Origin of the sequence: Paenibacillus sp. 276b (assembly GCF_900107875.1) — a bacterium.
GTDB classification, from domain to species: Bacteria; Bacillota; Bacilli; order Paenibacillales; family Paenibacillaceae; genus Paenibacillus; species Paenibacillus marchantiae.
On record NZ_FNRR01000002.1, the window covers coordinates 14,745 to 36,549 of the forward strand.

Here is a 21,805-nt window from a genome sequence, read left to right on the forward strand (position 1 = left end):
ACTGTTCTCCCTCTAAGCAGAATGGGGACCCCGAGTTGAAAACGTTCAAGAAAGTATATATTGAGATCACAAGTATATGTAATCTGGCATGCAGCTTCTGTCCACAGACCAAACGTGCCAAAAATTTCATTGACCCTGAAGTCTTCAACAATATATTGGATCAGATCAAACCCCATACCAAACATATTTATTTACATGTCAAAGGTGAGCCGCTGCTTCATCCCAAAATTGATCTGTTACTGGATTCAGCGCATGAGAAGGGATTCAAGGTCAACATTACGACGAACGGTACGCTGCTGCCCAAGACCCAGCACAAACTGCTCGGCAAACCGGCACTGCGTCAGATGAATTTCTCCCTGCACAGCTTTGATGGTCACGAGGGTTCCACAGACCGTGAGGGCTATCTGGGCAATGTGTTGTCTTTTGTCCGGGAAGCAGTGAAGCATAATGTCATTATTTCATTTCGACTCTGGAATCTGACACAGGATAACTTCACGAATGCGCAGATGAACCGAAACCGGGAGACGCTGGAGGTTCTTGAACGGGAGTTCAATCTAGATTTCCGTATTGAGGAGAAAGTGGTGCCGGGGAGCGGTGTCAAAATTGCCCCGAATGTGTATCTGAATCAGGATCATGAATTCCAGTGGCCGAGTCTGGATGCACCCGAAGATGATGGTAAAGGTTTCTGTCATGCACTTCGTAGTCAGGCAGCCGTGCTTGTCGATGGAACTGTGGTTCCATGCTGTCTCGATGGTGAGGGTGTAATTAACTTGGGCAACGTTCACGAAAAATCGTTCTCGGAGATTGTGGATGGTGAACGAGCCAACAATCTGTTCTATGGTTTCTCCAAACGGGAAGCAGTGGAGGAATTATGTCGGAAGTGCGGATATCGTCAGCGGTTTGGCGCTTAAAATAAAGATATAACAAGTATATAATTGAGAAACGTACCATTTCTGAAAATTGCATTTCAGAAATGGTACGTTTTTGTTTTTTTATACAGGTTAGTCCTTGGAAGTAGAATTTTAAATGAATGCAGTAAAACAACTTTTTTGTAAAATGATAGATTAATAATCTTGTTTTTATAAATTTACATGGTATTATTATCCTATTGATAAGGAGGTGTTTTAGTTCTAAAGATTCATATTTTAATATTTTACCTACCAGAAGCCTATTGAGGAGTGTGTTTTAATTTTGAATTCAAAATGGAAAAATTTTAATCGAAAAGTATCACTAATGCTTTCTACTTCGCTGGTTGTCTCTATGTTATCGATGAGCTTATCTGTATCTGCAGAAATTGATAAGTCTAAAAATGCTCTTACTGATATTGATAAATCGTATGCCAAAACGGAGATTTCAAAATTAGTGGAACAAGGGATAATTACAGGATATGCAGATGATACATTCAAACCCTCTCAGTCCGTAACAAGAGCTCAATTAGCCAAAATCATGGTTGGTGCACTCAATTTGAAGCCCGATGCTTCGGAAGCAACCCAATTTAAAGATGTTAATAAGGATTTATGGTATGCCGGATATATCGGTGCACTTGTCAAATCTGGAATTGCTCAAGGTACATCAAAAGAAAGTTTTTCACCTAATAAAAGTGTTACAAGAGAAGAATTAGCAGTATTTTTTGTCAGAGCTTTTGGTTGGGAACAACAAAGTGTAATGAGTCAATCTTCCAAACCTCAGTTGTCTGATCTAGATCAAGTATCTAACTGGGCGAAAGAATCAGTATCTATGGCTTATCAATCGGGTTTCATCAAAGGGTTGGTGCAAAAAGATGGAGCGGTGAAATTTAACCCTTCAGGTGTTGCAGATCGACAGGCGTTGGCAAGGCTCGCTTATGAGTTTGTAATGAATAAGTCTACATATGATGAGTACATGGCTCCTACCAAAACGGAGGAAGGAACTGAAGAAGCAAAACCAGAAATCTCAAAGCCATCTGATAGTAGTAATAAAGGAAATAGTGGAAGCACTTCCGGTGGTAAGGGTAACGATAATAGTAATGGTGGAAATACTGGAGGTGGGGAACAAGTCTCCAATAATATCAAAGCTCCAGGTACCTATACTCTTGGTGAAGTAACTGGGAATGTGACAATTAGTTCTCAAGATGTTGTATTAAAAAATACTAAAATAAATGGTAGTTTGAAAGTGCTTGAATCCGTTGGGAACGGTGATGTGATCCTTGATAATGTAAGTGTTACAGGAACTACCGAGCTTCAAGGTGGAGGACCTAACAGCATTCACGCTATTAACTCAGTTCTTGCAACAGTCATCGTCAACAAAGCAGACGGAAGCATCCGTTTGGTTCTTGAGGGTGGGAGTGAAGTTCAACAAATCGAAATCAAATCCGGGGCGATAATAGATAATAATTCAACCGGTAACGTTGGGCCGATAGAATTAGCAGAATCAGTTCCGCATAATGCATCTGTAAGACTCAACGGAAGTTTTGATTCTATTCTGGTTCATGCCGAACAAGTTTCGGTAGAATTTGGTGATAACTCTATGATTGGTAATCTTGAAGTGTTTGAACAGGCACTGAATTCTACGTTCAAAATTGGACAAGGGGCTGTAGTGAACAGAGCGATTTTAAACGCAATAGTCGAGTTTTCTGGACAAGGGATACTAAATTCGGCTTTAGTTAATGTAGATGGTATTGACTTTAGTCGACTCAGTCAGTCGCCCAATATTGTAGCAGATCCGACAGTGACTCAGGTCGTTTATTCTCCTGAGGCAGTAGAATTATCTGCAATAGATTCAACACGTCAGATCGTTTTCACTGGAATCACTGACACATCATTCAAAGATATTACAACCATTGCGAAATGGGATGTAGAGAATAACTCCATTGTTGTTGTTAACTCAGGCAAAATTCAGGCGAAGAGCAATGGTACAACGCAAGTAAAAGCAACATATGGTGAATTTGTAATCAATGTTCCTGTAACGGTGGCTGTATACAATGAAGAGGAAACTTATCCGACTCTTAAAGCAATCCATGTCACAAATGGAAGTGCAAAACTAGAGTTTTCAGAAGGTATTGATGTTAGCGATCTGAGTTCAGATAATTTCATAGTTACAGCATATTTAAATGGATCAGAAAAGCGTCTAAATAATCTGCAGTATGCTAATGGAGAATTTACTTTTGAACCTGTTAACAGTTATGGATCTACTCTATATCTGACTGTAGAGTCCGATGTAAATAAGACTTTTTTTGCAGGAAGTCAAAGTGGAGCAATCAAGCTTACGGGTTTCGGTGGCCACATTAAGGATGTTGCTGGGAGTGCAGTTGCAAATCTACAAATTGATTTCAGAAAAGGTCTGGATAACAAATCTGGCGAAATTGTAGGATCAGTAACGACAGACTCCTATGGAAATTATAAGATTTATCTTCCCCCTGGCATATATACAGGTGAACTGGGCGGAGGAAATACAAAATATATTAAAACATTTTTAATTGGTGTATCGGCTTTAAATGTGGAAAACAGAAATGAGAATCAAACCGCTATTGAGATTCCTACTCAAGATGAAACACGTATCGTTTTAACTTGGGGTAAAGATCCGGTTGATTTGGACTCCCATCTTATCGGTCCTGGAGGTTCGGGTGACATTTTCCATACGTATTATGGTGACAAGAAATACTATTACGACGGAGAAGTTTTAGTTGATTTGGACTTGGATGATGTCACGTCCTATGGACCAGAAACAACAACAATTCGTCATCTTCTTCCAGGCACGTATACTTTCTATGTACATCATTACTCAGGAGTAAGTACAATTAAGAGTTCTGGTGCTAAAATTGAAGTATTCAATGGGGCGGTGGCCACACCAAGTGCAGAGTTTATCGTTTCTGAAGGAAGCGGAAGCGAAAGATACTGGGTTGTCTTCAAAATGGTTGTTTCGGAGACTGGAACAGTTACTTTTGAAACCGTGAATGAATTCACAGACATGACCCCACTTTACACACTTCAATCAACGAATAATAATATTGAGGAAGAACTATAGGAATCTTACAGATTGTAGAGAAACCCTGTCTTTTATAGATTAGGGGTTTCTTTTTTTTGTTATAGTACTTTTGATTTACAGATACAAATACAGCATACCCGAAGTTGAGATCGGCACATTACACAATGGAGTACGATGCAAAAAATGCCGAGAACACAGGCATACTGCTGTCGTTTCTATATCTAAGCTAATGATTATTATCGTAACATCCCTTTTTTGGTAGGATCAGGGTAGGTTCCGAGCCAGAGGTGCACCTCTGATCGGTTCCTTGAGGACAAGCTTATGCTTGTACGCCAATTCATCAGAATAAGGGAGGATTTAAATTATGAAAAAAGTGTTGACGTTGCTGCTGTCTGCGGGTCTGGTCGCTTCATTATTAGGTGCAATTCCGGCTTTTGCTGCACCTACTGTTGTAAACTCAACGATTATTGTAGCCAAGGGAGAAACTTTTGATGGCAAAGGCCAAACGTATGTAGCCAACCCTTCCACCCTGGGAGATGGATCTCAAGCGGAAGATCAGAAGCCGGTATTTCGGTTGGAGGCAGGCGCCACGCTCAAAAATGTGATTATCGGTTCACCTGCAGCTGACGGTGTTCATTGTTATGGTAACTGCACGATATCAAATGTGATTTGGGAGGATGTCGGTGAGGACGCTCTGACTCTGAAATCAGCCGGAACGGTTAACATCACTGGTGGTGCAGCTTACAAGGCCTATGATAAAGTATTTCAAATGAATGCAGCCGGAACGATTAACATTAAAAATTTCCGTGCAGACGATATTGGCAAGCTGGTACGTCAGAATGGCGGAACAACCTTCGCCGTGAACATGACGCTAGACAACTCGGACATTTCCAATGTCAAAGATTCCATTATGCGTACGGACAGCAGTACATCGCAAGGGAAAATTACAAATACCCGTTACTCCAAAGTACCGACCTTGTTTAAAGGCTTTGCATCGGGCAAAACAAGTCAATCCGGGAATACACAATATTAAAACAGAGCATACCGGTTCTCAATAATTTTCCTCTAAAGGATATGAAGCATAACAATTAAAGGGGATGTCCTATAAGTCATGAATATGACGGGGACATCCCTTGTTCGCGTTATCTTGGTCTAATGAGCCTGGCACACGTTATTCGCTCTCATTTGCACCTTTCTGAGATGTAACGAATTACAGAGACGTTATTTCTTGAAGCAGAGGTATATGACGCATAAATGAGACATATAGTTAATCACTCTTTCTTCTAGTTTAAACTGATTTTTTCTTATCGGGATTGTCACAAATACCCATGTGTTGTACAGTAGAAGCAATGAAATAAGTGAACCGGGTGCTCAATGAAGTTGGGCTGAGAGAGCGGCCTTGTGCTGCTGACCGTATATCTGATCTGGGTAATGCCAGCGTAGAGAACATGAATTTGCGATGAGCAATGGTAAGTGATAAGGGATAGAACATAAATGTCAGCGTTTCTTGGTTGCAACGGGATTTCTCTGATGTGACGGGGATGGTGTCGTTTGTTTTCTTCTTTCTCTATATCTGCCTAATGCGTTGCATCGTGAGAATTGTAAACTGTGCGTATGGCCTGCCTGTGAACCGGGGAGGCTTTTTTTGTTTGTTTTATTGTTTTTTTTATAAATCTAGGGAAACAGAGGAAGGAAGTAGAGAACATGTCAACAGCAGTAGGCAGCAACAGATTGAAGTTAACCGATATTTTGGTAACAATTGTGATTGCGGTAGTCTTTGGGGTGATCTACAAAATATGGGGACCTACATATGATCTGATGAAGCCATTCGGCGTTCATGCGGAGCAGATGATTTACGGCATGTGGTTCATGGCGGGCACCTTTGCCTTTGTAATTATTCGCAAGCCGGGTGTAGCCATTCTGGCCGAAGTTGCGGCATCAACGGTGAGTGCTTTTCTAGGTAGTGAGTGGGGCATGTCGACACTGGTGTATGGGCTGCTGCAAGGGCTGGGTGCAGAGATCTTCTTCGCCGCATTTCTGTATCGGAAAAGCAATCTGTTCGTTACCTGCCTTGCGGCTATTGGTGCAGCAGCGGCTTCGCTTGTACTCGATTATCAGTATGGGTACATTGATTCCCTCACAGCTTGGAACTACACGCTGTTTATCGGATTCCGCTTCATTGGAAGTATTCTGATTGCGGGTGTATTCACCTATTATCTCGCCAAAGCGCTGGAGCTTACAGGTGTAACACGATCCCTTAGACCGGTGTCGAAGCAGGATTATGAGGCGCTGGACTAGATGAATGAAGTGGAGAATGTGCAAGCGGTAGGTGTTACGAATCTAAGATGCAAGTTCCCGGGAGAGAAGGCCTTGGTGTTCCAAGGCTTGTCTCTCTCTGTGCGTCAAGGGGAGAAAGTATTGTTGCTTGGACCAAGCGGCTCTGGCAAATCAACCTTGTTGCAAATTCTGAGTGGTCTGATTCCGCGATCTGTGGAGATTCCGATGAAATGTGATGATATTCAGGTTCCTGAGCAGCCCGGCATTGTTTTTCAAGATCCGGATACCCAGTTCTGTATGTCGTATACGGATGAAGAGATTGCTTTTGTACTGGAAAACCGGAATATTCCACGCGAGCAGATGTCTGCTCTTATTCATCGATATCTGGAACAGGTGGGGTTATGCTTTGAACATAATCGAACACTCATTCAATCCATGTCACAGGGCATGAAGCAGCGTCTTGCGATGGCTTCGATTCTGGCCATGGAGCCAGACGTACTCTTTTTGGATGAACCAACGGCACTGCTGGATGATGAAGGAACCTCTCAAGTATGGGAAACGGTGAAACAGATTGCACAGGACAAAACACTCATTATCGTAGAACATAAAATTAATGAAATCGTCGAGTGGGTAGACCGAATCATCGTATTGTCGCCTGAAGGAAAGATTGTGGCAGATGGCCCGGCGAATCAGGTGTTTACAGATGAGCGGAATATGCTCAGGGAATACGGAATCTGGTATCCAGGAGTTTGGGAAGAGCGAGGGCAGACGAAAGCACAGACGTTGGTCACAGGAGAGTTTATTCGTTATGGGGCAACAGAAACTGAAAGTATGGATAACAAGGAGGAGCGAGCTTCTGCGCAGCCCCAACCAGCCCTGGAAATGCAGCAATTCACCGGATGGCGCGGAAAAACACCTTTCATTCAGGTGGAACAGGCCAAGGTATGGCACGGAGATTGGGTGGGGATTGTCGGGGCTAACGGGGCAGGTAAAAGTTCGTTATTGCTATCCATGATGAATATTCTAAAAACGACAGGTCATTATGTTGTGGAAGGACAATCGGCCGGAAAAACCGAGCAGCTTGCAGATCACATTGCCTTTGTATTCCAGAATCCTGAATTTCAATTCGTGACCAATACAGTCCGGGATGAAGTGGGATTCTCCTTGCTGAGCGGCAAGTTAACTGCCGAAGAAAGAGGTATCAAAACCGATAATATGCTGGAGCAATTCGGACTGAGTGAGCTGTCCGGTAGGCATCCATACCAATTGTCGATGGGACAGAAACGACGACTGAGTGTAGCATCAGCTCTGGTACGGGAACAGCGTATTTTGTTACTGGATGAACCTACCTTTGGACAGGATGCGCGGAATACTTTTGCCATGTTATCACAGCTGGAACGGCTGCGACGTGAAGGGACCGCCATTGTGATGGTTACACATGACCGTGAAATCGTGAAGCGTTATTGCACCCGGATCTGGACGGTGCATGAGGGGAGGTTAACGGATGCAGCTCTCGTTTCCTCATCGTGAGACTTGGCTTCACGCGGTGAATCCGGGGTTGAAAATGATTTTCCTGACATTGCTGTTTATCTTCGTCATCCTTGTTCACAATCTGAATGTAATGGCTAATGTAGCAGTTGTCATGCTTTTACTGCTTGGCTGGACAGGTCACGCATGGCCCAGATTATTGCTGTATGCATCTCCGTTCATTCTGGTATTTATATCAACTTCCACAGGTATGATCATGTTTGGTAAAGGGGAGACCACCTGGTTTCAGTGGGGATTAATTCATATTACCGAAGAGAGCTTCTACCGCGGGTTGCACCTAGGATTTCGTTCTCTAAGTATGGCGGCAGCTGGATTGTTGTTCGGTCTGACGACCAAGCCTGTCCGTCTCTTTTATTCCCTCATGCAGCAGTGGAGGCTCCCACCCAAGTATGCCTATAGTTTTCTGGCGGCTATGCGTATGATTCCGATTTTGCTGGATGAATTCCAGACGCTGCGTTATGCCATCCGCATTCGGGGAACGAGGCAGCATGGTTCCCGCTGGAATGTATACGGCATACTGAAACGATATGCAATTCCACTACTTGCCCAGAGTATTCGCCGTGCGCAACGTATGGCGGTGGCGATGGAAGCAAAAGGATTCAAGGAAGGCGGGAGCCGGACCTATTACATTCAGATCGGGTATTCCCGAGCGGATGTATGGTTTATGGGGTATTTTATCATCATGTTAACGGCTGCTTATATATTGGGAACCACATTCCCTTATAATTCAACCCTATTGGATGTAAGGTGAGACCTGTAATTATTTCGTACCTTGTAAATATATTTGGGAGTAACAGTAACTTTTCCTAGTTCAAAACGTCTTAAATGGAAATAACTTCAAATGATTGGAGTGGACTGACGTGAAGACGGGGCGTAAAAGGCAATGGACGGGCTACCCATGGAATATCGCTGCTGGTGTCTTAGTTGTGCTGGTTACGGGGGGACTGCTGTTGTACAACCATGCCAGGGCGCTGGAGGGGCAAGGTTCGGGTTCAGTAACGCAAGTGCTATCGGTGAAGCTTAATTATAAAAAGGGGGATAAGGTCACAGTTGCAAAGGGAGTACCTATTTACAGCCAAGTGGTCGAGAGCAGTGTTTCCCCTGATCGGATGGACATAGACGGGTATAGCTCCGCTCAAGGGAGCTTGCAAATCGACGCTGTTCGCGGGGAATGGGTCAAACTAAAAGGTAGCGATTACACTGAATTCTGGATACCTGGCTGGTATACCTCCAAAGAAAGCCGAAGCCTGACGAAATCCATTCCACAAACGTTCAAGCTTCAATCGGGCAGCAAGCTGTACCTGTTTCCCGGAAGTCAGGCAACATGGTCTTCAGGGGCATTCCTGAAAGAGCAGGCGTTCATTGTTGCAGCGACGAAGGACTGGTATGGCGTGTCCATTGCCCCGCGCGTCTGGAACAAGGAATCGTCCACTTATCGTCCAGCATTGCTTTGGGTTAAGGCACAGGATGTAGCACAGCATACCAAGGTAGCGGATGGCTGGTTCAGTAGACAATTGGCGATGCCCACGTCCACTATACGTCATTTGATAGATATTTTGCTGAATTCAAAAACGACCTCAAAACAGGTGGCGCAGTGGCTTGGCGAACCGGATTGGCAAGAGCATTCCGGCAATTTAAACGATACGGGTTATGCCATGAGCATAGGAAAGACCTGGCGGTACGAACGAGCAGATGCTCATTTTCTCGTGATATTTAACAAGAACGGCAGGCTGGTTCGTACGCGCTGGAATATACCCCAGGACGATCGAAACGGTGTAGTGTCTAATTGGGAATTTGGTGGTTCAGATGAATATCAGTTCACGACTAAAATCTATGGCACAATGCTGCCTGCCACCTTACCCTGGAAATCGGTATGGACCAATCAGGGGGATATTAATTACACCTTTCTACAAGCAGCAACGGAGGATGTGCTCCTGATGAAAGGGGATGACGGTGGATTTAGCGGTGGATATTACGAAGGTTCCATATATGCTCTTGACCGACATTCCGGCCAGAAATTATGGGCGATCAATGGTGGGTTTGGAAGACAGCAGGCAGAGGTGGATGCGGGACGCCAATACGTTACCATCTACACCGATTATGACCCTGACAAGAAAAAATACGTGGATCGTATACGCCATCTGGGCTTGAAGAACGGAAAGGTCGAGTGGGAGTATATCCCCAAGCAAAATTTCAGATTGAATGGGATCACGGCAGCGAAGAATGTCGTCATTGTGGACAGCGCGGTTGTTGAAGGCTCAAGCAATAGCTGGTTAACGGTGCTGGACAGTGCAAACGGAAAAACATTATGGAAGCGAAAACTGACGACCGGTTATGAATTATTGAATAAGAGCGCGGAAGATCCTTATGTCATGTATTGGGAAAAGGATAAACTGATTGCAGCTGATCCGCGATCAGGCCGCACCGTGTGGAGCATTGCAGCAGGGAAGTCAACGATAGAGCATCCCGAACGGAATCCTTATTTTGACGGAATTGCTCGTATCGATCCGTTTGTGCCCGCACAGCCAGAACGCTGGATGCTGCTGGATGACCAGTGGGTGCTGGTTGATCTGAACAACGGACAGAAGCTTGCACAATTTCCGGCCCGGGTTGGACAGCAAATTGAGGTGCTGAATGACGGCATGGTGCTCATTCGAGAGAACAACAACGGGGAAATGTATGGTGAATACGAGGATTTCACAACCACTCTGTACGATGCCAAAAGCGGCACAAAACGTTGGACGCAGAATAACAAGATCGAACGCGCACTTGTGGAGGGCGATCAATTATATGTAATCAAGAACGGCTATCCGGCAGCCCTTGCCTATGATACAGGGGAGACCCGCTGGACTGCACAAAACACGATTGCTGCCTTTCAATACCCTACCAATCAGGGGAGTTACGTGGTGATTGAAGATCAGCTTTTGCTGCCGATGGGTGAGGATCTTCTGGTGATGAACAAACATGACGGTTCTTTGCTTGGTCGTGTGCATGACGTTGTGATGGGAAGCCCGGAACATCGTGATCGGGATGCGAAGAATGGAACCATGAACCGGCTTGGAAATGAAGTCTATATTGGGTCATCCAACGGACGGTTTAGTATATATGATGCTAATGATTTGCACACAGATATCTCACCTTAAAGCTTGTTTCATGTCGAATGATGATTTATTATGAATAAACAGGATTGCTCGCGCTCCGGTTATCGGCTGTGCGGGCTTTCTTCATGTGTTCTTGAAGGACCATGTACGATCAATCGCAGGAGGAATCTCCCATGATTTCATTATACGGGGTAAGCAAGCGTTATAACGAGCGTGGGTCCCGTGAAGATCAGGGATTCGAAGCATTAAGCTCGGTTTCCCTGGAAGTAGGCCAGGGAGAGATCCACGGCATTATCGGCTCTAGTGGTGCAGGGAAATCCACACTTCTGCGTATGCTCAATGGATTGGAGAAGCCTGATGACGGCGAAGTCATTGTGAATGGGCAGCATTTGACCCGGATGAGTGAGCCGAGTCTGCGTCAGGTACGGAGGTCCATTGGCATGATTTTTCAGCACTTCAATCTGGTCAGCAATCGGACCGTAAGTGGCAATGTCTGTATGCCTCTGGAACTTGCGGGCGTCTCCCGGACCGAGCGGGTTGCACGAGGACTTGAGGTATTGAGATTTGTCGGACTTGAAGATAAGGCCAACCAGTATCCTGCACAGCTAAGCGGAGGGCAAAAGCAACGTGTTGCCATCGCCAGAGCACTTGCCAGCCGCCCGGATGTGCTGCTCTGTGATGAACCAACATCTTCGCTTGATCCGCAGACCACGAATGGAATTCTGGATGTGCTGCGTCATGTCAATGAAACGCTGGGTGTAACTATTGTACTCGTTACACATGAGATGGAGGTTGCCCGAAAGCTCTGCAACCGGATATCGGTGATGAAAGAGGGACGGATCATCAAAACGCTGTCGGAAGCGGAAGTACGCAGCATACCGGCACCGAAGCCTGATCTTCTAACATCCTTGTTGATGGGCGAAGATGTATCCATGAGCGGACGAAATACCTCTCTTCATGGCGATCAGGAGGACCATAATGATGATACCTGAGTCCGTTGTGAAGTATCAGCATGAAATTTGGCAGGCCATCGGAGAGACGTTTGTCATGGTGGGGATCTCCATCACGGCAGCCGTGTTAATCGGGTTGCCTCTGGGTACACTGCTGTATCTGTTCAGAAGAGGGCAACGTTATCAGAATCGACCTCTGTTCACGATTTTGGGAAGTCTCGTCAACATCATTCGTTCCTTCCCGTTTCTGCTGCTAGTCGTATTTATGATTCCGTTCACACGTCTGATCGTTGGAACATCCATCGGGACGCTCGCAGCAACCGTGCCGCTCTCGGTCATCGCCATTGCGTATTACGCCAGACTGGTAGAACAGGCTTTGCTTGATGTCCCGAAGGGTGTGGTTGAAGCTGCTTCTTCCATGGGTGCATCGACCATACAGCTTGTGGTGAAATTCCTGTATGTGGAGGCCCGCTCAAGTCTTGTACTCGGCTTAACAACGGCAAGCATCAGCTTTATCTCTTACTCTACGGTCATGGGTATTGTCGGTGGTGGCGGTGTTGGTGATTTTGCGATTCGTTACGGTTATCAGCGATTCGAGACGGAGATCATGGTATTTACGATTATCATTATGATTATCCTGGTACAGATGATCCAATTTACTGGCAGCAGACTGTCCCGCTGGCTCGATCGCAGATCCTGAAGAAGGACAAGCAGTGCAGAAAGATTGAATTACAGCATGAACAATACAGATTACATGATGAAGGGGTTTATATCAGATGAAAGCAAAACTAATGCTCATGCTGCTGGCAGTGACGCTCGTAGCAGCCGGATGCGGTAAAAAAGAAGAAACACCTGCGGCGGAAGGAAATAAGGAAGGCACTCAAGCCGGACAAGAAGTAACGTTGAAAGTAGCTACTTTGATTCCGCCAATGACGGATGTGCTGGATATTGTGAAGCCATTGCTGAAAGAAGATGGTGTTAATCTGGAAGTTGTGGTACTTTCCGATAATGTTCAACCGAATACTGCACTGGCGAACAAGGAAGTAGACGCAAACTTCTTCCAGCACGTACCTTACATGAATCAGTACAATGAAGCAAATAACGCTAACTTGGTGGCTGTTCAACCGATCTACAATGCCATCTACGGAGCATATTCCAAAAAGGTTAAGTCCATTGAAGAATTGCCTGAAGGTGCAACGGTAGCGATTGCAAACGATCCGTCCAACATTGGACGCTCGCTGGTGATGATGGAACAGAACGGCCTGATCAAGCTGAAAGAAGGCGTCGGTTTTAATGCAACGCAAGCAGACATCACGGAAAACACGAAGAACTTCAAGTTCAAAGAAGTGGATCTGTTGATGTTGGCCCGTATGTTGGATGATGCGGATCTGGTTGCCATGACGCCAGCCTATGCGAGTCCGCTTGGACTTACACCGAAGAAGGATGCGCTGTTCACTGAGAAGGATGATTCCCATTTTGCCATTACCTTGGTTGCCCGGGAAGATAACAAAGATTCGGAAGCCATTCAGAAGCTGGCGAAGCGTATGGCGGGTCCTGAAGTGAAAACCTTCTTTGAAGAGAAGTATGCAGATATTGCGATCCCGGCTTTTAAATAACATCCGTTAATCTGCAACTGAAATGATTGTACAGATAGGTTCAAGACAAACATGAAGACCCAGGCCTCATCGCCTGGGTCTTTTTTTGTTAACTTGTATTACGGAGTAAAGAAGAAAAAGCAACATCAGCTTTTGTCAGAGTCGTGTTCTACCTTTGGTTCCATGAGGCGAATCAGTTTCCGCTCTGTAGCCGTGTCTGTTGCAGGTGTGTAGATGCTGCACCGCAAATCGGCATTTCCCTGAACCTGGAGTGAGGTAAGATCAAAAAGCATTTTGCCAGCTCTGGAATGTCTGAATTCAATCAACACATCCGGGGCGCTGCTAACACTGCTTTGTTTCCAAAGGGGTTGAAAATCAGGATATCTGTCCATCATGTCATCCAAAAACAAGTTGTACCATTCATCATCGACATATTGACCGTAATAAGCACGGAAAATAGCTAGGAATCCGCTGACAAAATCCTCCCAATTGACGGCCAGCCTCCGAAATTCCTTTCGTTCAAACAACAAGCTGATCATGTTCCGCTGTTCAGCCGGAATCTGTTCAAAGTCCATAAACACATGCCGTGCTGCGTCATTCCAGCCCACAATGTGACAGCGTCGGTCTGAGATGATTGTGGGACAATTGCGAAGTTCCTGCAATATTTTCTGCAAAGAGGGATGAACTTGGAGTGGCTTCTCATCCAGGATATGAAGTTCCGAATGGTAATCCAAGCCAAGGGAAAACAAATACTTCCGTTCATCTGCTGTCAGCCTGAGAGCTGAGGCGATGTTATCCAATACGGAATGAGATACCTGAATATCTCGGCCCTGTTCAAGCCAGGTGTACCATGTTGTGCTCACACCTGCCAATTGGGATACTTCTTCTCTTCTTAATCCAGGCGTTCTTCGCCGGGAGCCCGCGGGTAATCCGACGGATTCCGGAGAGATTTTGGAACGCTGGCTTTTCAGAAAAGCGGACAGTGCCTGCAGCCTGACATCATGGTTCATTCCATCACCTTCGTTCCTGAGTTTATCATAGTAGTCATTATACTATTATAATTGACAACTTGTAATAGGATAATACGAATGGCAATATAAGTGCATAACTTAACTAAACAAGTATGGAAAGAGCACTAAAGGAGGATGCATTATGGAGCGTGTTGTTATTACAGGAATGGGGATTATCTCTCCTTTGGGGAATGATGCGCATACATTTTGGAATGGATTGGTGGAAGGCAAATCAGGAGTTTCGCCAATTGAAGCGTTTGATACAACGTCCTATAAAACGAAGATAGCAGGGATGGTCCGTGATTTTGACGGAGAAGAACGGTTTGGACGGAAGGAAGCACGGCGTATGGACCGGTTCGTGCAATTTGCTGTTGCGGCAGCAGATCAGGCTTTATCTGACTCCGGTCTCGAGATGGAGCATGTGGACAGGGAGCGCGTTGGCGTGTATATCGGTTCCGGCATCGGCGGAATCCAGACCCTGATGGAACAAGGCAAACTCCTGTCTGAACGCGGGCCTGCAAGAGTCAGTCCAACACTGGTGCCCATGATGATATCCAATATGGCGGCGGCTATGGTGAGCATGAGATTTGGCTGTTGGGGACCTACTCTCTCGCCAGTGACAGCCTGTTCGATCGGCAACACCGCCATAGGTGAGGCTTTCCGGCTGATCCGTCACGGTGGAGCAGATGTGATTTTTGCTGGAGGGACGGAGGCAGCTGTCACCGAAGTATCACTGGCAAGCTTCGGCAATGCGACGGCGCTATCTACACGAAACGAAGCGTACGAAGGAGCGAGTCGACCATTTGATGCAGGCAGAGATGGTTTTGTCATGGCTGAGGGTGCCGGGGTCTTGGTTGTAGAGTCTTTGTCCCACGCCCTTGCGAGAGGTGCAAACATCCTTGCAGAGATCGTAGGTTATGGTGCCAGTTCAGACGCGTATCATATGGTAGCAACCCATCCCGAAGGACGTGGTGCATACTTGGCCATGAAAGCCGCTCTGGCGGATGCACAGCTTCAGCCGCAAGACATTGATGTCATTAATGCTCATGCTACCAGTACGGAAGCGGGTGATCTTTCCGAGACACGAGCAATCAAGCAGCTGTTTGGTGCGGAAGCCTATCATATTCCGGTAACAGCAAACAAATCGATGACCGGACATATGCTGGGGGCGGCTGGTGGTGCGGAAGCTATATCGCTCATTCAAAGCTTGCGTAGCGGCATCATTCCACCGACAATCAATCAAGAGCAGAGCGATCCGGAATGTGATCTCGATTATGTCCCCAATGTTGCAAGAGAAGCTGACCTGAAGATTGGCATGTCCAACTCATTTGGCTTCGGTGGTCATAATGCGGTCATTATTTTGCAGAAATATTCATCGTAAACTTACAGAGAGCAGTGACTGCCCAAAGGCGCACTGTTCTCTTTTTATTTGCTGTGGGAAGACTGTTCCGACTGCGAAAGTGCAATATAGGCCATTAGTTCGCTGGTTGCATGTAAACATGAGAAATGGCCCATGAATATGGTCGGGATATTCGTTAAAATGTTCAATAGGGGCACATATGTACGCATAATTGAATGGATAACGAAATAGGCCGAAGTTTAAGTTTGGTCCGTTTTCCATGGTGGTATAGATATAAGGGCTGATAGAGGCTTCTTATAACATAAAGCTATACATAGGAGGGTAAGCAGTGAATGTATGGATTACGGTGAAAAGTCTGGGTAAACGCAAGCCGGCACTTGCCAAACAGGCTGCCGAACTTCCGGAAACAACCGATACGTTGAGACAGCTTATTAAGAACATGGTGGCTCAACAGCTCAAGGTTCTTCAGGACAAGAAGAATGAAGCAGAATGGCTTGCCTACCTGATGCCCGAGGACATTCAAGAGCAGGGAGCAGCAGGAAAAGTAGGCTTTGGCACGATATATAACGAAGGGGTTCCCGATGTAGAAGGCGCCATGGATACAGCTGTAACCGCATATGAAGATGGATTATTTAAGGTGTTTCTCAATGATGAAGAGTTGCAGGCATTGGATGAGCCGTTGATTATACAGGAAGACGATAATGTGGTGTTTATCCGCTTTACAATGCTTGCCGGACGTATGTGGTAGAGAGTGATGAGGAGGAGAATGGAATGAATCAGGAAGATAAAGTTCAACAGTATCAACAAGAGTTGCAGGAAAAAGTGAAATCGCTGAAGGGTGTGGAGCAAGAACTCGCAGGCTATGTTGCAGAGATGGCTGGATTCACCTATTTGCGCGAAGACGAAAAGGCCTATTTGGATGCAGTGCAGCAATTGCAAGGTATGTCCGCTGAGACGAAAACGCCATTGTTCCGTCCATTGCTGGATGTGCTGGAGCAACTGGTCAGTGGATCCTTCCTGCCTCGATTCCGTTACATTGCAGAACGTGCCGTGAATTTTCCTTATAGCAAACATTATGAGCGCAGACCATTTCGTACAACCGATCCCGAGCAGCATATTGGACAGGTTCTTCGTAAAATGATTGCCTTATTCCGTATGGAGATGCATGGCTTCTCTCTGAACGAATATGTATCCATGCGGGAGTACAAGTTTGATTATCTTCATGAGGTTAGAGCCGTTATACCGGATTGCATTGCCTATGAACTGGATCATGAAACCGGCGATATGAAGCAGGCGCTGCATGATATTATCTATGGCGACAATCAGAATGCATTGCTGACCACTGAAATGATCAAAGGTATCTTTATGAGCGATCAGGTGGATGCTTACCAGATGGTTGGAGAATTGCTGGTAGCAGCCAGACTGCAGGAGGGGTTGCGCCAGAGCATTGTAGAACGGATGGATGAAGGAACGCTTGAGGCGTATATATACATATTAAAAATAATCATCGACAACAACCTGATTCGGTTCAGTTCAGTGGTGAGAGCGCTCGCCGTATGGACAGGTATTGGAATTGAAGCGGCTAATCAGCGTGTTGCTGCGCAATTAATTACACAAGCGCATCAAGCATTGACTGATTCTGCGGTGCGAGAGGAATGGCAGCAAAGTGCCAATGCAAACCAATTATTCATTAGTCTTTGGGCAACCGCAGTCATCGAAGAGAATGAATTGGAGCGAAAAGTCATCCAAATCATGGATCACGGGCAAGTATATCAGCAGATTGTTGCACAATACGTACTTGCTAACAGTCAGAACAGAGGGCTGCGCTTAAACATGGCACGTCAGTATCTTGAAGTACAGGATCTGGAGTTGCTGCATTGGGTGATTGAGAATTATGATGCCATGTACATGTTTAACTGGAGCTTTGAAAATGGGGAGAATCAACGTAGTGTTCACGTCTGGCCCCTGCCTGTTTTTGGAGATAAAGCCGTGCGTCGTCGTGACTTTGATCTGTTTAAACAAATGCTGGCCTACATTCCGCAGGGAGGGACAGGTGGACCATCCGGTGTTCTTGAATTTGTTCAATATCGGATCGATCCGGATGATGTAGTGAAAAAAATGCTGTACCTTGCTGCGTATGACATGGACCCGGAATGGATTGGCGAGGTCATTGCACTCAAGGACAAACTAAGCCCGGATTTGCGAGGAGAATTGTTGTCCCAATTTGTCCATCATCCCGAGAACGAAGTACAAAGACAGTTTATTTTTGATAGTCTGTCGGATAAGAGCATGAACAATCGTGAGAATGCTCTGCTCAAAGCCAAGCTGCTGACGCTTACGCTCGAAGAGATGCTGCAAATGGAGGCGTTGCTCAAACTGAAAACGGGATCTTTGCGTCAGAAGACCATTCAGGTGTTACTGCTTCAGCCAACCGATCAGCTGATGGTATCCCTGAAACGACTTGTACAATCCAAAACTGAATTGCAACGATTGGGTGCGCTGGAACTGTTGACCGAGATCTCCGCAGATTCACAACGCATGGAGCAGCAGGAGCAGATGCAGCCAATCATAGCGTTAATCAAGACACCAACAGCCAAGGAGCAGAAGCTGCTGGACAAGCTTACAGAGCAGAGCAGCAGGTATACGGCGGCTAATGGATTCGGTTTGTATGATCCTTCATGGGAAAATCCATTGCTTCAGGAAGAACGTGATCTCGGCAGCTTCAAGCCGAAGGACATGTTTACCCTTTCCCTGGAAAAAGCGAAGCAGTTTCTTGATGGTTTGGATGCGTTGTTACATGAGCACAGAGACCATGAATATGAGGCAGAATATTATGCCGGTTACAAAGAAACCTTGCTTGTAGGTGCGACATTGCGTGCCATGGTCTTCATTCCTTATGATCAGCGGCAAGATATAGCATTATTGGAGCAGTTCCCTCTCCATAACATATGGGGAGAATATGTTCAGAAGAGTGGTCTGGATAGTAAAGAACTGCTGCAAATTTTGTTTGTGATTCGTTTGGAGGATCTGAACAAGAAGCTGGATAGTTATTACCGTTACTATTCCAACATATACGAATATAGTGAATTGGAGAAACACTGGCTGCTGGAAGGATGGCGCAAGGAATTTGCCGAAGAGGTCTATCCGGTTCAGTATATCCAGGACATGAAAAAGATGGTCAGTGAGCTTCGTTACACAGATCAGGTGAAAACGCTGATTGAGGCCGTTTATGAGGACAGTGATAAGTCAGATACATTTGAAATCGCTGAGCGGACATTGTATGCGTTGATGAAAATGATGCCTGAGGAACAAATGGAAAAGGAATCGGGCATACTTGCTCTCTTGTCTGGTCCATGGTTCTATATTGTCCGGGATCGTGTATATGACGATGAGAGTTTCATGCGATACTTCCAGACGATAAGCCAATTCGACCGATTAAATAAGGAAAGTAACCGAGGCTCCTTCCTCACTCTGGACGATTACCTGCGTGCTTATGAATTGGACTTCATTGATGCACAGGAAGTCTACAAGCAGCTGCTTGTGGGAGATTCTCGTGCCCAGTTTATTCGGGAATTGACATCAAGCCGGTCCGACTGGATTACGGAGAAACCGGTATTGGCAGAACTGCGAAGAACAGTTGTTGAACGAATTTTGGAGATTGAGTTAACCCGAGGAGAGCTCTCAACAGAAGTAAGTACGCTGGCCATGAAGCTTGAACGCATTGAAGGTATGGAGCATTGGGTGCATCTCGTTGCAGCCATGGATCAGGATACCTTTGTCCGTGGATATATCTACAGCTACGGTGACAATACGACACGTAAAGAAACGTTCAGCCATCTGATCCAGGTTTGCCATCCACGTGATGGAGAGGACGAAGTACTGTTGGGACAATTGCTGGCGAAGCATCCCATCCAGGAGAAGAAGCTCCTGGAAGCCGCAATGTACGCACCGCAATGGATGGAGATTGTTGCGAAGCATCTCGGATGGGAAGGACTGCGCAGTGCAGCCTGGTACTTCCATGCTCATATCAATGAACGGTTCACTGCTGAAAAGGAAACCATTGTGGCGCATTATTCTCCAATTTCACCTCAGGACTTTAACGAAGGTGCATTTGATATCGCCTGGTTCGAGGAGGCATATGAAGCCGTCGGTGAGGAACGGTTCAGTCTGTTGTACGATTGTGCCAAATATATCTCCGGGGGAGCCAATCACCGCAGATCACAGTTGTTCGCGGATGCGGCACTTGGGAAACTGAAACTTGAAGATATGCGTCAGTCCGTGGAAGATAAGCGTAATAAAGATCATTTGTTGACCTACAGCCTGATTCCATTTGCAGAAGAACGGGAACAGGACCTGCGTGAGCGGTACGACTTCATTCAGAAGTTTCTGATGCAGAGCAAACAGTTTGGTGCACAGCGCCGTGCCAGTGAAGGTCTGGTATCCCAGATAGCGCTGGGCAACCTTGCCCGTAATGCAGGATATGCCGATGTTACCCGGCTGATGTGGGATATGGAAGCTCGCAAGCTGGATGAGATGAAATCCTATTTTGAGCCGCATGAACTGGATGAGGCTACTACAGCCCAATTGGTCATTGATGAAGAAGGCCAGCCGGAACTACTCATCGTAAGCAAAGGCAAAACACTCAAATCTGTACCTGCTCGGTTCAAGAAAGATGGATACATCACCGAATTGAAGGAATTAAAAACAGATCTGGTTGATCAGTATCGCCGGGCAAGACAGGAATTGGAGCGTTCCATGACGGCAGGAACATCCTTTACGAGTGAGGAAGTTTCAAGTCTACTGCAGAATCCGGTTCTTCGTCCACTGGTTCGCACGCTTGTGTTCCAAGCAGATGACAAGCTTGGAAGATTCGATGTAACGTCCGGTGGGTTGGTTACTCCGGCTTCGGATGATTCGACAAGCACGATACAAACCTTGGCGGCACATGATCGCCTACTGATTGCCCATCCATTGCATCTGTTCCAGAGTGGAAGCTGGAGTGAATTCCAACGGGATCTGTTCAACCGTCAGGAACGTCAGCCATTCAAGCAGGTGTTCCGTGAACTCTATCTTCCAAATGAGGATGAGCTGGCTAATGGAACGGTATCCCGTCGGTATGCAGGTTATCAGATTCAGCCGAAAAAAGCAGTTGCTCTGCTTAAAGGACGTCAATGGACAGTCAGCTATGAGGAAGGACTGCAAAAGGTAAGCTATGAGCATAATCTGATTGCCAATCTCTATGCCATGGCAGACTGGTTCTCACCCGCAGATACAGAAGCGCCTACTCTGGAGACGGTGCAGTTCTATGATCGAAAAACGTATAAACCTGTTGCGTTGAAGGATGTACCGCCGGTCTTCTTCTCGGAAGTCATGCGTGAAATTGATTTGGTGGTTAGCGTTGCACATGTTGGCGGAATAGATCCGGAAGCCAGCTTGACCACGATTGAGATGCGTCATGTGATTGTGAATGAGTCACTGCGTCTGTTGAAGGTCGATAACGTACGTCTCGATGGAAATTACGCTCGAATTGATGGTGAACTGGGCGAGTATGCTGTTCATCTTGGCAGCGGCAATGTGTTCAAACAGGCGACGGGCGCGCTTCATATCGTTCCTGTGCACAGTCAGCATCGAGGCAGAATATTCCTGCCATTCCTTGATGAAGATCCGAGAACGGCTGAAATCTTATCCAAAGTGATGTTATTGGCTGAAGACAAGAAGATCAAGGATCCGCAAATCCTTGCACAATTGCAGCATTGATTAGTAATGTTGAATGATGCTGCAGCCAAGCGGCATTAGATTGACGATGCCGAGTGAACTTATCGAATATCAGGCAGCTAGAGCACCAGGGTCAAGGTGACTTTAGCTGCCTTTTATTTTCTGTTTTTTTGGTAAGGAATCCTTAAATAGCAGTAAAATTTGGCTCAAGATTGGTAATGGTGGGTACAGATTGAGTATTGGGCATGGTAAAATATAAATAGAGTTATATAAAATTTCATGTATT

At 45.9% G+C, this 21,805-nt stretch carries 14 protein-coding genes, 1 pseudogene and 1 riboswitch; of the genes and pseudogenes, 14 read left to right on the forward strand and 1 reads right to left on the reverse strand.

Annotation, left to right across the window (positions count from 1 at the left end; all coding sequences use genetic code 11):
- The first annotated feature begins 35 nt into the window (after positions 1 to 35).
- From BLV50_RS10950 to BLV50_RS10995, 11 genes and pseudogenes are all read left to right on the forward strand, one after another.
- Entirely contained in the window at positions 36 to 911 is an 876-nt protein-coding gene (locus BLV50_RS10950; RefSeq protein WP_064640556.1) for a radical SAM/SPASM domain-containing protein, read from the forward strand.
- 280 nt (positions 912 to 1,191) lie between these two features.
- A complete protein-coding gene (locus tag BLV50_RS10955) occupies positions 1,192 to 4,002 on the forward strand; it encodes an S-layer homology domain-containing protein (RefSeq protein ID WP_090807624.1) in 2,811 nt (936 codons plus the stop codon).
- A 325-nt stretch (positions 4,003 to 4,327) separates the two neighbouring features.
- Positions 4,328 to 4,996 (forward strand): pectate lyase, encoded by a 669-nt coding sequence (locus BLV50_RS10960; RefSeq protein WP_090807626.1) that lies wholly within the window; start codon positions 4,328 to 4,330, stop codon positions 4,994 to 4,996.
- 319 nt (positions 4,997 to 5,315) lie between these two features.
- Positions 5,316 to 5,426, forward strand: a riboswitch (TPP riboswitch).
- A 241-nt stretch (positions 5,427 to 5,667) separates the two neighbouring features.
- A complete protein-coding gene (locus BLV50_RS10965) occupies positions 5,668 to 6,261 on the forward strand; it encodes an ECF transporter S component (RefSeq protein WP_063566052.1) in 594 nt (197 codons plus the stop codon).
- Between the two features lie 90 nt (positions 6,262 to 6,351).
- Positions 6,352 to 6,702, forward strand: a pseudogene (locus tag BLV50_RS33780) (ATP-binding cassette domain-containing protein); the annotation flags it as partial.
- A 21-nt stretch (positions 6,703 to 6,723) separates the two neighbouring features.
- Positions 6,724 to 7,770, forward strand: a complete 1,047-nt coding sequence (locus tag BLV50_RS10970; RefSeq protein ID WP_371129255.1) for an ATP-binding cassette domain-containing protein — start codon at positions 6,724 to 6,726, stop codon at positions 7,768 to 7,770.
- Positions 7,745 to 8,539, forward strand: coding sequence for an energy-coupling factor transporter transmembrane component T family protein (locus BLV50_RS10975; protein ID WP_090807630.1), 795 nt, complete (start codon positions 7,745 to 7,747; stop codon positions 8,537 to 8,539). The genes BLV50_RS10970 and BLV50_RS10975 overlap by 26 nt, the downstream gene beginning before the upstream one ends.
- A 109-nt stretch (positions 8,540 to 8,648) precedes the next feature.
- Complete coding sequence (locus BLV50_RS10980; RefSeq protein WP_090807632.1) at positions 8,649 to 10,931, forward strand: outer membrane protein assembly factor BamB family protein; 2,283 nt, start codon at positions 8,649 to 8,651, stop codon at positions 10,929 to 10,931.
- Positions 10,932 to 11,062: 131 nt separating this feature from the next.
- Positions 11,063 to 11,881, forward strand: coding sequence for a methionine ABC transporter ATP-binding protein (locus BLV50_RS10985; protein ID WP_090807634.1), 819 nt, complete (start codon positions 11,063 to 11,065; stop codon positions 11,879 to 11,881).
- The gene (locus BLV50_RS10990) at positions 11,868 to 12,539 is read left to right on the forward strand and encodes a methionine ABC transporter permease (RefSeq protein WP_090807636.1); all 672 of its coding nucleotides are present in this window, start codon (positions 11,868 to 11,870) and stop codon (positions 12,537 to 12,539) included. Before BLV50_RS10985 ends, BLV50_RS10990 begins: the two co-directional genes overlap by 14 nt.
- Positions 12,540 to 12,615: 76 nt before the next feature.
- Positions 12,616 to 13,455: a MetQ/NlpA family ABC transporter substrate-binding protein gene (locus tag BLV50_RS10995; protein WP_090807638.1), complete on the forward strand. Its 840-nt coding sequence runs from the start codon at positions 12,616 to 12,618 to the stop codon at positions 13,453 to 13,455.
- Positions 13,456 to 13,580: 125 nt separating this feature from the next.
- On the opposite strand, the gene BLV50_RS11000 is transcribed toward BLV50_RS10995, so the two are convergent.
- The gene (locus tag BLV50_RS11000; RefSeq protein ID WP_090807640.1) at positions 13,581 to 14,444 is read right to left on the reverse strand and encodes a helix-turn-helix transcriptional regulator; all 864 of its coding nucleotides are present in this window, start codon (positions 14,442 to 14,444) and stop codon (positions 13,581 to 13,583) included.
- Positions 14,445 to 14,586: 142 nt separating this feature from the next.
- Between BLV50_RS11000 and fabF the strand changes: the two genes are divergently transcribed.
- The 3 genes from fabF to BLV50_RS11015 all read left to right on the forward strand — a co-directional run bounded on the left by fabF (position 14,587) and on the right by BLV50_RS11015 (position 21,561).
- Positions 14,587 to 15,825 (forward strand): beta-ketoacyl-ACP synthase II, encoded by a 1,239-nt coding sequence (gene fabF / locus BLV50_RS11005; RefSeq protein ID WP_090807641.1) that lies wholly within the window; start codon positions 14,587 to 14,589, stop codon positions 15,823 to 15,825.
- 307 nt (positions 15,826 to 16,132) lie between these two features.
- Complete coding sequence (locus BLV50_RS11010) at positions 16,133 to 16,552, forward strand: hypothetical protein (protein ID WP_090807643.1); 420 nt, start codon at positions 16,133 to 16,135, stop codon at positions 16,550 to 16,552.
- Between the two features lie 23 nt (positions 16,553 to 16,575).
- On the forward strand, positions 16,576 to 21,561 hold the full coding sequence (locus BLV50_RS11015; RefSeq protein ID WP_090807645.1) for a DUF4132 domain-containing protein: 4,986 nt from the start codon (positions 16,576 to 16,578) through the stop codon (positions 21,559 to 21,561).
- Positions 21,562 to 21,805 lie beyond the last annotated feature (244 nt).

What these genes read in the sequence shown, in the direction of transcription:
- BLV50_RS10975 (WP_090807630.1), top strand. Translation starts at nt 7,745, where the DNA reads ATGCAGCTCTCGTTTCCTCATCGTGAGACTTGGCTTCACGCGGTGAAT.
- fabF (WP_090807641.1), top strand. Translation starts at nt 14,587, where the DNA reads ATGGAGCGTGTTGTTATTACAGGAATGGGGATTATCTCTCCTTTGGGG.
- BLV50_RS10960 (WP_090807626.1), top strand. Translation starts at nt 4,328, where the DNA reads ATGAAAAAAGTGTTGACGTTGCTGCTGTCTGCGGGTCTGGTCGCTTCA.
- BLV50_RS10965 (WP_063566052.1), top strand. Translation starts at nt 5,668, where the DNA reads ATGTCAACAGCAGTAGGCAGCAACAGATTGAAGTTAACCGATATTTTG.
- BLV50_RS10995 (WP_090807638.1), top strand. Translation starts at nt 12,616, where the DNA reads ATGAAAGCAAAACTAATGCTCATGCTGCTGGCAGTGACGCTCGTAGCA.
- BLV50_RS11000 (WP_090807640.1), bottom strand. Translation starts at nt 14,444, where the DNA reads ATGAACCATGATGTCAGGCTGCAGGCACTGTCCGCTTTTCTGAAAAGC.
- BLV50_RS11015 (WP_090807645.1), top strand. Translation starts at nt 16,576, where the DNA reads ATGAATCAGGAAGATAAAGTTCAACAGTATCAACAAGAGTTGCAGGAA.
- BLV50_RS10985 (WP_090807634.1), top strand. Translation starts at nt 11,063, where the DNA reads ATGATTTCATTATACGGGGTAAGCAAGCGTTATAACGAGCGTGGGTCC.
- BLV50_RS10970 (WP_371129255.1), top strand. Translation starts at nt 6,724, where the DNA reads ATGGAGCCAGACGTACTCTTTTTGGATGAACCAACGGCACTGCTGGAT.
- BLV50_RS10990 (WP_090807636.1), top strand. Translation starts at nt 11,868, where the DNA reads ATGATGATACCTGAGTCCGTTGTGAAGTATCAGCATGAAATTTGGCAG.